Source organism: uncultured Propionibacterium sp., assembly GCF_963539965.1.
Classification (GTDB): domain Bacteria; phylum Actinomycetota; class Actinomycetes; order Propionibacteriales; family Propionibacteriaceae; genus Propionibacterium.
This window is the reverse complement of record NZ_CAUTOU010000009.1, coordinates 35,647-49,690: the sequence shown is the minus strand read 5'-3', so window position 1 is coordinate 49,690 and position 14,044 is coordinate 35,647. Positions and strand designations below refer to the sequence as shown.

The following is a 14,044-nucleotide window of genomic DNA, read 5'->3' as shown; positions in this document are numbered from 1 at the left end:
GGGCGGCGCCATCGCGCTGGGGCACCCGTGGGCGGCCACGGGCGCCGTGCTCATGACCCGACTGTTCAGCCAGCTGGTCAGGCAGGGCCGGGGACGGCACGGGCTGGCCGCCATCGCCATCGGCGGCGGCCAGGGCACGGCCGTCGTCGTCGAGGCGGTGCGCTGAGACCCGGCCGCGACGGCCCGGACTGCCGGCCTCGGCCCGGGCATCGGGAACGGGCCCGCCGTCGAGGATCGGGGCGCAGAGGTCTCGACGCGGCCCGCGAGGTCGGTCGAGGCCCGGTTCGCCGCGCGGGGTGAGGGTGCCGCGGGCCGGACCGGTCGCAGAACGTCGTGCCCGGTCCGAGCCATCGGCCGGGACCGCTGAACGACCTCGGGGACGACTTGTTCCGCTCCCCGGACTCGACACCGCACCTCTGTGCCGGCATGATCAGATCCCACTTCGTGTACTGGAACCGGACACCGCCCTTCACCGGTGTCCGGAGAACGTGGAGCACTTCATCCGCGCCCGCCGGCAGGAGGCAGACGATGGCATCCGACGACCTCGGGCATCCGGTCGCGCTGGCCGCCCCGCCGCGGCGCGTGGTCAGCCTCGTGCCCTCGATCACCGAGGCCCTGGCCCTGAGCCGTCCCGAACGCATCGTCGGGGCCACCGAGTTCTGCGTCCGGCCCGCCGACCTGGCCGAGCGGGCCGGGCACCGGGTCCTCCGGGTGGCCGGCCCGAAGAACCCCGACCTGGCGGCCATCACCGCCCTGGCGCCCGACCTGGTCGTCGCCAACAAGGAGGAGAACCGCCGCGAGGACGTCGAGGCCCTGCGCTCGTCCGGCGTGCCCGTGTGGGTCACCGACATGAACACCGTCGATGAGGCCCTGGCGAGCATGGGCAGGCTGTTCCGGGCCGCGCTCGGACTGCCCGGGCCGCCCGGCTGGCTGGTGGCGGCCCGCCGCGCCTGGCAGACCCCCGACGAGCCCGTCGTCGCCCCGGTCGTCGTGTGCGTCTGGCGTGACCCGTGGATGGTCATCGGCCCGCGCACCTACTCCGCCGACCTGCTGCGCCGCTGCGGTTTCCCGTTGGAGCCGCTCGACGTGCCCGGTTGGCCCACCGAGCGCTACCCGGCCGTGTCCCCCGACACGATCCGGGGCTGCGGGACCCGCACCATCGTGCTCCTCGACGCCCCCTACCCCTTCGCACCGGACGACGGGCCCGAGTGCTTCCCCGGCCGCGACGTGCGGATCCTGCCCGAGCGGCCGGTCGTCTGGTACGGCCCCGGCATGGTCGACGCGCGCGACCGGATCCGTGCGCTGCTGGGCCCGCGGCCGGCGTGACGGCCGTCAGCCCGCCACCGCGGCGGTGAGCATCGCGCGGCCCTGGGCCTCGTAGGCCTCCTCGTCGAAGTCGTCGACGAGGGCGCGCTGGGCCGCGAAGCCGAGGATGAGGCCGACGAGCATCTGCGCCAGGCCCCGCACGCGCTGCTGCGGCACGCCGCGGTTGCGGGCCCACGAGCCGAGCGTCAGGTCCAGGCCGTCGCGCAACTGGCTGAACTCGGCGCGCAGGGCACGGCCCAGTTCGTCGTCGCTCAGGGCGCCGGCGCCCAGCTGGACGAGCAGCTCGCCGAGCTCGGGGCCGAAGCGCAGGGCCTCGACCGCGAAGCCGAACAGGTCGGCCGGGGACGCGGGATTCCCGAAGTACTCGGTGATGGCCGTCATCGGCCAGTGCAGCGCCTGACGGGCGGTCTCGACGATGATCGCCTGCTTGTTGTCGAAGTGGTGGTAGATCGCCCCGGCGCTCGTGCCCGAGGCCCTGATGATGTCCGACACGGACGTGCCGCCGACACCCTGCTGGCCGATGAGATCAGCGGTCGCCTCGATGATCGCCTGGCGGCTGCGGATGCTTCGGGGCTGTTCGGGCACGGCATCAGTCTACGCAGCGCCGCCCCCGGCCGCCCATGCCAACCGACCAGGGCGGAGGCCTTGCCGCAGGGGGGTTCAGAGCTCCAGCCCGTCCAGCCAGCGCTCCAGCACCTGCACCGCCAGACCGGCCAGGCGCGGGCCCAGGCGGGCGGCGTCGGCACGGAGGGCGCGCGGGTCGATGCCGGCGCCCGCGAGCTCGCAGGCATGGCCGATGAGCCAGCGCTCCATGAGGGCCGGATCGGCTTCGATGTGGAACTGCAGGCCGAGCACGTTCGGTCCGAGGCTGAAAGCCTGCTGGGCGCAGGCCGGGCTCGTGGCCAGGAGCCGGGCACCGGCGGGCATCTCGAAGCGGTCGCCGTGCCAGTGCAGGACGGGCTCGCCGTCCAGCGGGGCCAGCACCGAGGCGCGGCCGGCCTCGGTGAGCCTGATGGGCACGAACCCGATCTCCTTGTCGTCGGCGGCCACGACCGGGCCGCCGAGCGCGGCGGCCATGAGCTGGGCGCCGAGGCAGACGCCCAGCGTGGGGCGCCGCCCGATCAGGCGCTGCAGGATCGTGCGCCGCTCGGAGGCCAGCCACGGGTAGGCATCGGTCTCGTAGGCGCCGACCGGCCCGCCGAGGATGACCGCGACATCGGCGTCATCCAGCGCCGACAGGTCGTCCACCCCGCCCTGGAGCATCGTGATCGAGTAGCCCCAGGCGCGCAGCACGGGTTCGAGGACGCCCAGGTCCTCGAAGGCGACATGACGGACAGCGACCAGAGAGCTCATGGCTGCATCCTCGCACGGGCGCCTGTGCTCACCGGGCGCGGCTCGCCCCCGCAGTCGCACCGGTCGCCGGCCGCTGGGCGGCCGGTGCGTGCCGGACCGCGCAGCGGGCGGTCTCAGGGCCCGCTGCGGGCGACCGCGCCGACGTCGGGGGCGGTCCTCCCGCCGCGCCCCGGGCCCGCTCCGATGCGCCTGCCGCGCTGCTCGGTGAGGCGGGCGTACATCTCCTCGATGACATCGGCGAAACGACGCTCGACCTCACGGCGTTTCACCTTCAGTGTCGGCGTGAGAAGGCCATTCGCGATCGAGAACTCCTCGGGGGAGAGGTGCATCGCCCTGAACTGCTCGTACTTGGGCAGCGACCCGGTGAGCCTCGCGGCACGGGCCCTGATCTCCTCGTGGACGCGCTGGTCGGTGAACAGCTCGCTGATGTGGTTGTACCGGACCTGCAGGTGCTCGGCGATCTCGCCCATCGTGGGCAGCGAGGGCCTCACCAGCAGCGTCAGACAGGGCCGGTCGTTGCCGACGATGACCGCCTGCTCGAACAGCGGGTCGGCCTGCAGCAGCGCCTCGATGGGCTGGGGCGCGATGTTCTTGCCGCCCTTGGTGACGATGATGTCCTTCAACCGGTCGGTGATGAACAGATAGCCCTTGCGGTCGATCCTGCCGGCATCGCCGGTGCGCAGCCAACGAGCGCCGTCCTCATCCACCCAGAAGGCCTCGTCAGTGGCCTGCTCGTTGCCCCAGTAGCCGTCCATGAGGTTGGGGCCGCGGTAGAGGATCTCGTTCTCCTCGCCGAGGCGCAGCCGCCCGCCCGCCATGACCCGTCCGACGCTGCCGGGCTGCCAGTGCGAGTGCGAGTTGAAGGCGATGAGCGGGGCCGCCTCGGTCATGCCGTAGCCGTCGAGGATCTGCAGGCCGGCCGCGCCGAAGAACAGCGAGACCTCGCTCGTCAGCGGCGCGCCACCGCTGACGAGCATTTTCTTCCGCCCGCCGACGGCCCTGCGGATCCTCCCCAGGACCAGCGCGTCGGCCGCCCGGAGCCTCACGCGGTCGCCCGGCGAGGGCCGCTCGCCTCTGTTGCAGGCGGCCTGCACCCTGGCGCCGACGCCGATCGACCAGTCGAAGAGGCGCTTGCGCAGCCCCGAGCCGGCCGCCCTGGCGCGGGCCGTGCTCATCACCGTCTCGTAGAGCTTGGGTACGGCGACCATCACCGTGGGGCGCGCCAGCGCCAGCATCTCGGCGATCCTGCGGGTGTCGGTGACGTAGGTGGTCATGCAGCCGTGCGACCACAGGTAGGCGGACCAGGCGCGTTCGAGGGCGTGCGACAACGGCAGGAAGCTGAGCGAGTGGTCGGCGGGGTCGAGGTCGAACATCTCGTCGAGGGCCCTGAACTCGGCGATCAGCGCGCGGTGGGCGAGCATGACGCCCTTGGGCTCGCCGGTGGTCCCCGACGTGTAGATGATGCTGTACAGATCGTCCCCGCCGGCCCGGTCCAGGCGGGCGTCGACCTCGGCGGCGAGTTCCTCGTCGGGGGGCTCCCCGGCGGGTGCGAACTCGGCCAGGGGGAGGGAGCCCTCGATGTCGCAGGGGTCCATCGAGACCACCAGGCGCAGGCTCGGCGACAGCCCGGCCGCCTCGACCATGGTGGAGGTCTCCCGCCCGCTGCCGGCGAAGGCGGCGGCCATCTGGCAGTCGTCGGCGATGCGGGCGATCTGCGCCGACGTGCTCGTCGCGTAGACCGGCACCGGCACGGCGCCGACGTACTGGCAGGCCAGGTCGGTCTGCGTCCATTCGGGACGGTTGCGGGCGTAGATGCCCACCCGGTCGCCCCGCTGGATGCCCTCGGCCACGAGCGCGCAGGCGATCCGGCCGGCGCGCTCGTCGAGCTCGCGGTAGGTGGCGACGTCCCAGGCCGGGTCCTCCCCGTCGACGCGCACCCGGGTCGCCGGCCGGTGGCTGTAGCGGGCGGCCGCGGCCTTGAACATGAGGGCGACATTGTCCTGCGCGTAGTGCAGGGGCCGGCGGTGGGACATGTCAGATCCTCTCGCGCAGCCAGGCGATGTCGGCGCCCTGCCCCTGGGCGCCGCCGGGTGTCTCGACGACGGTGGGTGCGCCCGCCGCGGCGACGATGCGGGCGATGGCCCCCGCATCGGCGCGCCCCTGGCCGAGATTGGCATGGCGGTCGGCCCCGGTGCCCGCCTCGTCGCGCGAGTCGTTGGCGTGCACCAGGTCGATGCGCCCGGTAATGGCCCTCACCCGGTCGACCAGGCCGTCCAGGCCGAGTCCCGCGCCGTGGGCGTGGCAGGTGTCGAGGCAGAGGCCGAACTTGCCGGCCGAGTCGACGCCGCCGAGCGCCGTCCACAGCCTGTCGATCGCCTCGAGGCTGCGGGCCATGGCGTGCCGGCCGCCGGCGGTGTTCTCGATGAGGACCGGCACCTCGGCGTCCAGCCCGTCCACGGCCTTGGCCCAGTTCGCCCGGCCGGCCTCGGGGTCGTCCTTCGCGGTGACGTGCCCGCCGTGGACGACGACGCCGATCGCGCCGAGTTCGGCGGCCATGTCGACGTGCTTCTGCAGCAGGCGGCGGCTGGGCACCCGGATGCGGTTGTTGGTGCTGGCAACGTTGATGACGAAGGGGGCGTGGACGACGAGCGTCAGACCGGCATCGGCGGCCGCCCGCCGCAGCGCCCGCGGGCCGCCCTCGTAGTCGAGGAAGGGGCCCTTCCAGCTCTGCGGGTCGCCGAGGCTGATCTGAACGATCTCGGCACCGCGCGCGGCGGCCTCGCCGATGGGGTCTTTCTCGTCGACGTGGGAACCGATCAGCACTGACATACGGCGAGCCTAGTTGTCCCCGGGAGCGCTGTCGCCGCCCGCCCTGAGAGGCCGTGGAGAAGGAGGGACTTGCGGGGGATGCGGTCCCCCTCCGGGCGGGGATCGGGCGGCCCCGGGGTCCGATCGCAAGAGGACCGGATGGCCCGGACCGGTCGCGGGGCCGCGAGCATCGCGCCTTCGTGCGGACGCCGCGCACACGTCCGCGGCGCCGGGACGGGAACGCGGCGCTTGCAGCCCCGGCGGATCCGCCGGACCGTGACGATCGCGCGGATCCCGGCGACCGGTCCCGCCCATTCGCCCCACCGGCGCGTCGCGCCTAGACTTGCCCGGATGAACGCGCACCTCGACCACGATCCGGCGGCATCGGTCCAACTGCGCTGGCTGGCACGACTGAACGATGAGATCCTGCTCAACCACTACCCGCAGCGCTCCGTCGAGCGGGGCGCCGCCTACGCCGGCCGGGCCGGGATCGTCACCGACGTGCATCTGGGGCCCGACGCCCTGTCGGGCCGTGTGCGGGGCACCCTGTCGTCCCCGTACGACACCTCGATCCGCTTCATCTGCGCCGACCAGCGCGTCATCACCTGGTCCGATTCGTGCACCTGCCCCAAGGGCAAGGACTGCAAGCACGCCGCCGCGCTGCTCATGAGCGCCCGCTCGGCCGCGCAACTCGTCCTCGAGGGCAGGGCCACCGCCTCCGCGCCCGTGCCGACCAGCTCGTGGGAGCGCGCGATGGCCCGGCTGGCCCCTGAGCGGGGCGGCACGCGCAGACTCGCCGTCGTCTTCGAGAGCAGCGGCATCGCCGGCTACGACTACGCCGCTTCCGGCCGATGGCATCTGCACCTGCTGCGCACCGGAGTGGACGGCGACTGGGTCGGCAGGCGCGTGCGCTGGCGCGATCTCGTGGAGCACCCCGACATGGTCCAGGCCCGCCCCGACCAGCGGGGCGCCGTCCTGGGCCTGGCGCAGCTGATGAGCGACGACACCCACACGATGAACCGGGTGACGCTCGAGTCGCTGCCCGCCGAGATCTGGGCGCAGCTGCGCAGAGCCGTCGGCGCGGGCGTCGAGCTGCTGCACGATCTGGGCGACCGCCGCCACGCGCTCGTCCACCTGGACCGGGAGAAGGCCTCGCTCGGCCTCGACCTCGCCGCAGTCGGCGACGACTACGAGCTCCGGGTGCAGTTGATCCGCGCAGGGCGGACCGAGCCCTTCCGTCCGGGCTGGACGCTGCTGGGCGAGCCCGCCCACGGGATCCTGCGCACCGAGCCCCGCGGCGAGCTGCGCCTGACCGAGCTCGACCGCTCCGTCGACCAGTCCCTGCGCCCGCTGCTCGACGCGGCCCCCTCGCTGGCGCTGCCGGCCGACGACCTGCCGCGCTTCCTGAGCCTGTACGCCCCGCAGTTGCGCGGCCGCATGCGTCTGACGAGCAGCGAGGCGGACGTCGACGTCAACGAGCCGCCGGCCAGCGGCATGTGGGTGCAGATCGATTTCAGCCGGGTCGATCGGGCCGTCCTGCGCTACGGGGTCACCCTCACCTCGGCCGGCCACAGCACCAGGCTCGAGCTGGAGCGATGTCCCGCCGACCTCATCGGCGAGAGGACGCGCCTCCTCCTGGAACGCATGCGCGGCCTCGTCGGCGGCCTGCCCGCGGAACTGTCCGGGCGCGCACTGCTCGACTTCGTCGGACGCGAACTGCCGGGTCTGGAGACCGATCCCGGGGTGCTCGTCGAGTCCATCGGCGCGCGCCCCGCCTACACCGAGCTCACCGCCGCCCCCCAGTTGAGCATCGAGGTCCTCGACGAGGATCCCGACGCCGACGACGGCACCGGGGCCACCACGGCCGTCGAGGACGCCGCGCTGGCCCGTTCGACCGACTGGTTCGGCCTGTCGGTCACCGTCGGGGTCGGCGACCGGCAGGTGCCCGTGGCGCAGTTGCTGGCCGCCATGGCCGCCGGCGATGACCACGTCATGCTCGGCGACGGCTCCTGGATCGACCTCGAGCAGCCCGGACTCGACCCGCTGCGTCATCTCGTCTCCGAGGCGTCGCGCCTCATCGACCCGGGGACCGGCCGGATGCGCCTGAGCCGGTGGGACCTGGGCGCCTGGCAGGACCTGCAGGCCTCCGGCGCGATCACCGCGGCCTCGGCCCGCTGGCAGCGCTCGGTCGCCGCGCTGCTGAGTCTGGACGAGACCGGGCCCGCCGCCGTACCCGGCACCATCAGGGCCGAGCTGCGCCCCTACCAGGTCGAGGGCTACCGGTGGCTCGCCGCGCTGTGGACGGCCGGCCTCGGCGGCATCCTCGCCGACGACATGGGACTGGGCAAGACGCTGCAGACCCTGGCGCTCATCGCGCGGGCCCGGCAGGACGGCGAGTCGACGCGCCCGGCGCTGGTCATCGCCCCCACCTCGGTGATGGCCGCGTGGACGGGCGAGGCCCGCAAGTTCGCCCCCTCGCTGCGAATCGTCGTCATCGACCAGACGGCCACCAAGTCCGGCGTCCCGCTCGCCCGGGCCGTCGAGGGCGCCGACGTCGTCGTGGCCTCGTACACGCTCGTAAGGCTGGACGAGACGAGCTTCACCTCACTGCAGTGGAGCCTGCTGGTGCTCGACGAGGCGCAGTTCGTCAAGAACCACGCCGCCAAGACGTACTCCGTCGTACGACGCCTGCTGGCGCGCATACGGCTGGTCATCACCGGCACGCCGCTGGAGAACTCCCTGATGGACCTGTGGAGCCTGCTGTCGATCGCCGCGCCGGGCCTGTTCCCCGATCCGAAACGCTTCCAGGCCGCCTTCGCCCGCCCGATCGAGTCGGGGGACGACCCGAACCGCCTGGACCTGCTGCACCGGCGCACCCGTCCGCTCATGCTGCGCCGCACCAAGGAGCAGGTGGCGGCCGAGCTGCCGCCCAAGCAGGAGTTCGTCATGCCGGTCGCGCTGAGCCGCGCCCACCGCCGCATCTACGACCGCGAGCTGGCCGCCGCCCGCATGCGCGTACTGGGCCTGCTCGACGACAATTCGCGCACCCACCGCGTCGAGATCCTCGCCGCCCTCACCCGCCTGCGCCAGCTCAGCCTGCACCCGGGCCTGCTGGAGGAGGCGGACACGGCCGTCGGCTCGGCGAAGATCGACTCGCTGGTCGAACAGCTGCACTCGCTGGCCGGAGCCGGGCACCGCGCACTCGTGTTCAGCCAGTTCACGGGCTTCCTCAAGCTGGTGCGCGAGCGCCTCACCGAGGAGAGGATCGGCTGGGAGTACCTGGACGGGCGCACCCGCCGGCGCGAGGAGCGGGTGCGCGCCTTCAAGGAGGGCGACGCCACGGCGTTCCTCATCTCGTTGAAGGCCGGCGGTTTCGGGCTGACGCTGACCGAGGCCGACTACGTCTTCGTCCTCGACCCGTGGTGGAACCCGGCCGCCGAGCGCCAGGCCATCGACCGCACCCACCGCATCGGCCAGGACAAGCAGGTGATGGTCTACCGGATGGTGTCGGCCGACACCATCGAGGAGAAGGTCGTGGAGCTCCAGCAGCGCAAGCGCGACCTGTTCGACCAAGTGGTCGGCGACGAGGCGCTGAGCAGCGGTGCCCTGACCCTCGACGACATCCGCGGCCTGCTGGCCTGAGCGCGGCCGTGGGCGCCGGGGCCGTCCGGGACTCGGGCCCATCGGCCCGGTACCCCGGGGACGGCCCAGGCGCGCCGGCCTCAGGCCAGGTCCCCCGCGGCCCGGCCCTGGGAGCTCAGCCCTCCACTGCTCAGCTCCCAGGGGCGGTGCTCCCTGAGGCGACGTCTCCCGGGGCATCCCGGGGATCGACGAGGCGCGCGGTCAGGCCATGGATGCCAAGGATCGTGATGGGCAGGCCGACGAGCGCCGTCGCGACCGTCCTGCCGTCGAGGCGCAGCACCCCGTGGCGCGCCAGCTCCCGGACGGCCCAGGCCGAGAACGGGATGACGACGGTCGGCGCGGTGGCGACCCCGGGCGTGTAGCCGCGCCACGCGGCCGAGTTGAGCAGATGGGTGAAGCCGTGGATCCCGAACCCGAGCAGCCCCGCCTGGAAGAGCCGGGAGCTGCCTTCCGTGGCCCTGCCCCGCTCGGCGAGGGCGAGCATGAGGCAGCCCATGACGGATATCGACACCCGGACGTGCTTCTCGCTCAGGCCGCCGCCCACCCACCGGGGTGCCCTGACGGGCAGCCGCCCGGCCAGTTCGCTCGCGAGCTCGGAGCCGTGTCTCCTCGACCACGGCCCCATGGTGATCAGTTCCTCGAGGTCATTGGCGACCCAGGCCCAGAACAGACCCCGGGTCGCCAGATCCGACAGTTCGCCCTCCACGCGGGCCTCCCGGCGCACGAATCTCATTGATATGCTCCCTTGCCAACAGACGTTTTCATATCTCAGCAGACTGATCCTCAGAAGACTTGAGTCATATAGAGCCCTTCGACCACCTCTCGGGAAGGAGTTCCTTCGCCCGAAAGCCCCGTGCTCGACGGCCCCGCCCTGCCGCCCCATGACGATGGTCTGGGCAGGGTCATGGCACGGCGAGCCGCGGCGCTGTCCTCGCCCGGGTCCGCGTCCTTCCTGTCTGCGGTGCCCTTGGGCATCGCAGGCCGAATGGGCAGCGGGAAGAGCCCCATGATGAAGGCCATCGCCGCGATGGCGGTCGGCTCGGGGATGACCGTGCGCTGGGTCAGCGCGACGGACTCGGATCTCGGCATCCTCCACAGGCGGTCGAGGGACGCTCTCGTGCTCGTCGACGACGCTGATCTCATGCCCGCAGCGGTTCAGGCGGAGCTGACCGAGCTCGTCGAGGAACCCGCGGCGCGAATCGTTGTCAGCTGGGACCCGGCCCGTCGCACCGTCGTCGATGCGGCAGGACCCCGCTGACGCGCAGGGCCGCGTCGTGCGGAGCACTTGGCCCCGTTGTCCGTGGACGAGATCGAGGAGGCATTCGGACATCACGGGTTCTCGGGATTCGGGCGCTTGGTCGCCGAGTGGACGGCCGGCAATCACCTCTTCGTGTGGTTCTGCCTGCAGCACGCCCTGGCGGCCAGGCCCGACGATCCCGGGACCCTGTGGTCCACGGTGTCCACGGCGGGGCCCGCAACGGATCTCGTGGACACCGTGCTCGCCAGTCACTGGCAGAACCCGGTCACGGTATCCCGCGCGCTCCGGCTCCTGGCACTGGCAGGCGGTGAGAGGGCCCCTATCTGCTCGCCGCGCCCTTCCTCCCGCACCACGACCTGGCGGGCTACCAGGATGCCATGGACGAACTCACCCGCGCCGGCCTCGCCGACCGAAGAACATGGCAGGTGACCCCCCAGGATCTTCTCCCATGCCGTGGACAGTGCCCTCACGATGGCCGAACGCGACGACGCGCAGCGGGCCATCGCCACCGCGCTCAGGGACCGCGGCTACGACTCGTGCACGGTGGCACGTCACTTGGTCGGCATCAGGGAGCTGCGCGCTGGGTGGGAGCTCGACACCATTCGGGCTCAATGGGGATGTCCAGCCCGGCACGGGGTGTCGACGAGGCCCAGCATGCGGATAAGGATGGTCCGGCCGGGATCATCGGTCACGGCCGTGGTCACGTCGAGGAACCACCGGCACCCTGCCCCGGTGGCGTATGGCGCACCGTCGAGGTCGAAGACGTGGCCTCGGCGCCCCACGTCAGCGACTGAGGCCGCCGCAATGGAGCCTGCACGAGGTCGTCGCCCTGCTCACCGCCGGGGACCGGGCATCGACGAGCCCCCAGCCGTCCCTCGACGATCTGCCCGAGCTGCTCGGCAGGGCGAAGAGCATCAACCCGGACGTCACCTTCGCCATGGGCACCAGACCGGACGTCTCGCCCGCTGTGGGGATGGCGTTGTACCGGGTCGTCCAGGAGTCGTTGACCAACGCCCACCGCTACGCCCCCGGGGCACGCATCGATGTGGCACTCGCGGCGGCCGACGGACGGGTGAGGCTGACCGTGGCCAACGCCGCACCGACCGGACCCGACCCCGGGATCAGCGGTTCCGGCACAGGAGTCCAGGGCATGCGCATGCGCTGCGAACTACTCGGCGGCCAGCTGGCGGCCGGCCCCCACGGGGACGGCTGGCTCGTCGAGGCCGTGCTCCCCCAGCGCACCGGAGAGGAACCCACCACCAGCTGACACCGACCAAAGTACGAGGTATTGAGTGCACCAATGGCCGATGCCCTCCACGCCGCCACTGAGCATCATCGTGGCAGGACGACGAAGGAGGCCCATCATGGGTTCACGCACCACATTCCCCGTCATCGGCCACGCCATCGCCGCCGTCGCCCTGGCCGGCATGGTCTGCTACAGCCTGCTGCGCTGGGATGACATGCCCGCGCAGGTCGTCACCCGCCAGGCGGCCGGGCGTCATGGCGCCTCGGTCGTCCCGCGCGGTGTCTCGGCAGTGACGATGCCCGTCGCGCTGCTGCTCTGCACGCTGCTGCTGATGCTCATGCCGCTGTGGAACCGCCTGGTCGGTGCCACGCCGCTGCGCCCGGGCCTGGGCAGGCACGAGTCCACCACGGTGTGGTCCACGATCCTGGCGACGCTCTCGGCTCTCCTCCTCGCACTGCACATCGGTATCGTCGACATGTGCACGGGCAGGGGTCCGCAGCTGCCGCAGCTGGCCTCCTACGGGATGGCCGCCATCCTCGGCGGCCTGGCGGTGATCTGTTCAGTGCAGCCTGTGAGGGCCCGCAGAGTCATCACCGTCATCACCGCGGCTCTTGTGCTCGGCGGCGTGCTCGTCGCGGCGCTGGCGTACGCCCTGCCGCTGGCGGCCATGATCGTCGGGACGGCGGTCATGCTCGGCTCGATCATCGCTCTCGCCGTGCCCCGGTTCAGGGACGGCATGCCGGGCTGAGCGACCGGGTGCCGCCGGGCGCGCCGACCGCCCGCACCGGGGTCTCCGGTTCGGCGCCGCGCCGACCGGTGGCGTAGCTTTGCTCACGTGAGCACACGTATATATGTTGCGTCCCCCGATGCCAAGGCCAACCTGAGCGGCGCCGCCCAGGCCATCGCCGAGGCCGCGGGCCGCCAGTCCAGTCCCGTCGCAGTCTTCCGCCCGCTGTCCACACAGGTCTCCTCCAATGGCCTCGCCGGCGCGACCTTCGACGAGTTCGCCAAGAACACCGATGAGGCCGAGGCCGGCATCATCGAGCGCTTCGAGGCCCTCGCCGCCAGGGGACCCGTCGTCGCCGTGGGCACCGACTACTCCGGCGTCACCGCCCCCACCGAGCTGGCCCTCAACGGCCGTCTGGCCGCCGACCTGGCGGCCCCGGTCGTGCTGGCCGTCGACGCCTCCCAGGGCCCCGATCGTGCCCTGGGCCTGGCCCGCGTCGCGCTCGACGGCCTGGCCGGGCAGCACGCCACCGTCGTGGCCATCATTGCCACCGATCCCTCGCACACCGACGCCACGCGTACCGTCCTGGCCTCGCTCGGCGTGCCCGCCGCCGTCCTCGGCGACGATCTGTCGGCCGTGCTGGCGGCCGCCGACGTCGAGATCGCCACCCGCACCCCGGCCCGCTTCAGCTACGAACTCATGGCCCAGGCCAGGTCCGAGCTGAAGACCATCGTCCTGCCCGAGAGCGAGGACCCCCGCGTCCTCGAGGCCGCCTCGATCGTCGCCGCCCGCGGCGCCGCCAAGATCGTACTGCTCGGCGAGGCCGACCGGGTCAGGGCCGACGCGGCCGGGCTGGGCCTCGACCTGGACGGCGTCGAGATCGTCTCGATGAACAGTCCGGAGCTGATCGAGTCCTACGCCGCCAAGTTCGCCGAGCTGCGCGCCAAGAAGGGCGTCACCCTCGAGCAGGCCCGCCAGGCCATGGCCGACGGCGCCTGCTTCGGCACGATGATGGTCTACATGGGCGGCGCCGACGGTCTCGTGTCGGGCGCCAACCACACCACGGCCAACACCATCCGTCCGGCCCTGCAGGTCATCAAGACCGACCCGGGCATGAAGACCGTCTCGGGCGCCTTCCTGATGAGCCTGGCCGACCGCGTGCTGCTGTTCGCCGACTGCGCCGTCACCCCGAACCCGGAGCCGGCCCAGCTCGCCGACATCGCCGTGGCCAGCGCACAGACCGCCCGCATGTTCAACATCGACCCCAGGGTGGCCATGCTGACCTATTCCACGGGCACCTCCGGCAGCGGCCCGGACGTCGACAGGGTCCGCGCCGGCTACGAGGACGCCGTCTCGCGCGCCCCGGGTGAGAGGATCGCCGGCCCGATCCAGTTCGACGCCGCCATCGACCCCGTCGTCGGCAGGAAGAAGATGCCCGACTCCGAGGTGGCCGGCAGCGCGACCGTGTTCGTGTTCCCCGACCTCGAGGCCGGCAACATCGGCTACAAGATCTGTCAGCGCACCGCCGGTGCCGTGGCCGTCGGCCCGCTGCTGCAGGGCCTGCGCCGGCCCGTCAACGACCTGTCGCGCGGCGCCCTCGTCGACGACATCGTCAGCACCATCATCATGACCGCCATCCAGGCTCAGGGCACGAGCGGTCCGCTCGCCTGAGACCCTGACCTGA

General features: G+C 72.4%; 12 protein-coding genes. 7 read left to right on the top strand and 5 right to left on the bottom strand.

The window, feature by feature from the left end; genetic code table 11:
* Positions 1–10 precede the first annotated feature (10 nt).
* Complete coding sequence (locus tag R2N01_RS03475; protein ID WP_316668505.1) at positions 11–166, top strand: hypothetical protein; 156 nt, start codon at positions 11–13, stop codon at positions 164–166.
* Between the two features lie 362 nt (positions 167–528).
* Positions 529–1,326, top strand: coding sequence for a helical backbone metal receptor (locus R2N01_RS03470; protein WP_316668503.1), 798 nt, complete (start codon positions 529–531; stop codon positions 1,324–1,326).
* Positions 1,327–1,332: 6 nt separating this feature from the next.
* Here R2N01_RS03470 and R2N01_RS03465 read toward each other — a convergent pair whose 3' ends face one another.
* From R2N01_RS03465 to R2N01_RS03450, 4 genes are all read right to left on the bottom strand, one after another.
* Positions 1,333–1,911, bottom strand: a complete 579-nt coding sequence (locus tag R2N01_RS03465; RefSeq protein ID WP_316668501.1) for a TetR/AcrR family transcriptional regulator — start codon at positions 1,909–1,911, stop codon at positions 1,333–1,335.
* 75 nt (positions 1,912–1,986) lie between these two features.
* A complete protein-coding gene (locus tag R2N01_RS03460) occupies positions 1,987–2,679 on the bottom strand; it encodes a glutamine amidotransferase (protein WP_316668500.1) in 693 nt (230 codons plus the stop codon).
* A gap of 113 nt (positions 2,680–2,792) precedes the next feature.
* On the bottom strand, positions 2,793–4,712 hold the full coding sequence (locus R2N01_RS03455; protein ID WP_316668498.1) for a long-chain fatty acid--CoA ligase: 1,920 nt from the start codon (positions 4,710–4,712) through the stop codon (positions 2,793–2,795).
* A gap of 1 nt (position 4,713) precedes the next feature.
* Complete coding sequence (locus tag R2N01_RS03450) at positions 4,714–5,508, bottom strand: deoxyribonuclease IV (RefSeq protein ID WP_316668496.1); 795 nt, start codon at positions 5,506–5,508, stop codon at positions 4,714–4,716.
* A gap of 330 nt (positions 5,509–5,838) precedes the next feature.
* Here R2N01_RS03450 and R2N01_RS03445 point away from each other — a divergent pair, with 330 nt between their 5' ends.
* On the top strand, positions 5,839–9,129 hold the full coding sequence (locus R2N01_RS03445) for a DEAD/DEAH box helicase (protein ID WP_316668494.1): 3,291 nt from the start codon (positions 5,839–5,841) through the stop codon (positions 9,127–9,129).
* Between the two features lie 130 nt (positions 9,130–9,259).
* Here the strand turns inward: R2N01_RS03445 and R2N01_RS03440 are convergent, their stop codons facing one another.
* Positions 9,260–9,862, bottom strand: coding sequence for an HXXEE domain-containing protein (locus R2N01_RS03440; RefSeq protein WP_316668491.1), 603 nt, complete (start codon positions 9,860–9,862; stop codon positions 9,260–9,262).
* Between the two features lie 273 nt (positions 9,863–10,135).
* Here R2N01_RS03440 and R2N01_RS03435 point away from each other — a divergent pair, with 273 nt between their 5' ends.
* The 4 genes from R2N01_RS03435 to pta all read left to right on the top strand — a co-directional run bounded on the left by R2N01_RS03435 (position 10,136) and on the right by pta (position 14,031).
* A complete protein-coding gene (locus tag R2N01_RS03435) occupies positions 10,136–10,387 on the top strand; it encodes a hypothetical protein (protein WP_316668489.1) in 252 nt (83 codons plus the stop codon).
* A 739-nt stretch (positions 10,388–11,126) separates the two neighbouring features.
* Positions 11,127–11,654: an ATP-binding protein gene (locus R2N01_RS03430; protein ID WP_316668487.1), complete on the top strand. Its 528-nt coding sequence runs from the start codon at positions 11,127–11,129 to the stop codon at positions 11,652–11,654.
* A 97-nt stretch (positions 11,655–11,751) separates the two neighbouring features.
* The gene (locus R2N01_RS03425) at positions 11,752–12,381 is read left to right on the top strand and encodes a hypothetical protein (RefSeq protein ID WP_316668485.1); all 630 of its coding nucleotides are present in this window, start codon (positions 11,752–11,754) and stop codon (positions 12,379–12,381) included.
* An 87-nt stretch (positions 12,382–12,468) separates the two neighbouring features.
* The gene (gene pta / locus R2N01_RS03420; protein WP_316668484.1) at positions 12,469–14,031 is read left to right on the top strand and encodes a phosphate acetyltransferase; all 1,563 of its coding nucleotides are present in this window, start codon (positions 12,469–12,471) and stop codon (positions 14,029–14,031) included.
* Positions 14,032–14,044: the final 13 nt, after the last annotated feature.

Excerpts from the sequence above, each read along its gene's own strand:
- R2N01_RS03470 (WP_316668503.1), top strand. The coding sequence starts at position 529 with ATGGCATCCGACGACCTCGGGCATCCGGTCGCGCTGGCCGCCCCGCCG.
- R2N01_RS03460 (WP_316668500.1), bottom strand. The coding sequence starts at position 2,679 with ATGAGCTCTCTGGTCGCTGTCCGTCATGTCGCCTTCGAGGACCTGGGC.
- R2N01_RS03455 (WP_316668498.1), bottom strand. The coding sequence starts at position 4,712 with ATGTCCCACCGCCGGCCCCTGCACTACGCGCAGGACAATGTCGCCCTC.
- R2N01_RS03450 (WP_316668496.1), bottom strand. The coding sequence starts at position 5,508 with ATGTCAGTGCTGATCGGTTCCCACGTCGACGAGAAAGACCCCATCGGC.
- R2N01_RS03445 (WP_316668494.1), top strand. The coding sequence starts at position 5,839 with ATGAACGCGCACCTCGACCACGATCCGGCGGCATCGGTCCAACTGCGC.
- R2N01_RS03440 (WP_316668491.1), bottom strand. The coding sequence starts at position 9,862 with ATGAGATTCGTGCGCCGGGAGGCCCGCGTGGAGGGCGAACTGTCGGAT.
- R2N01_RS03435 (WP_316668489.1), top strand. The coding sequence starts at position 10,136 with ATGATGAAGGCCATCGCCGCGATGGCGGTCGGCTCGGGGATGACCGTG.
- R2N01_RS03430 (WP_316668487.1), top strand. The coding sequence starts at position 11,127 with ATGGCGCACCGTCGAGGTCGAAGACGTGGCCTCGGCGCCCCACGTCAG.
- R2N01_RS03425 (WP_316668485.1), top strand. The coding sequence starts at position 11,752 with ATGGGTTCACGCACCACATTCCCCGTCATCGGCCACGCCATCGCCGCC.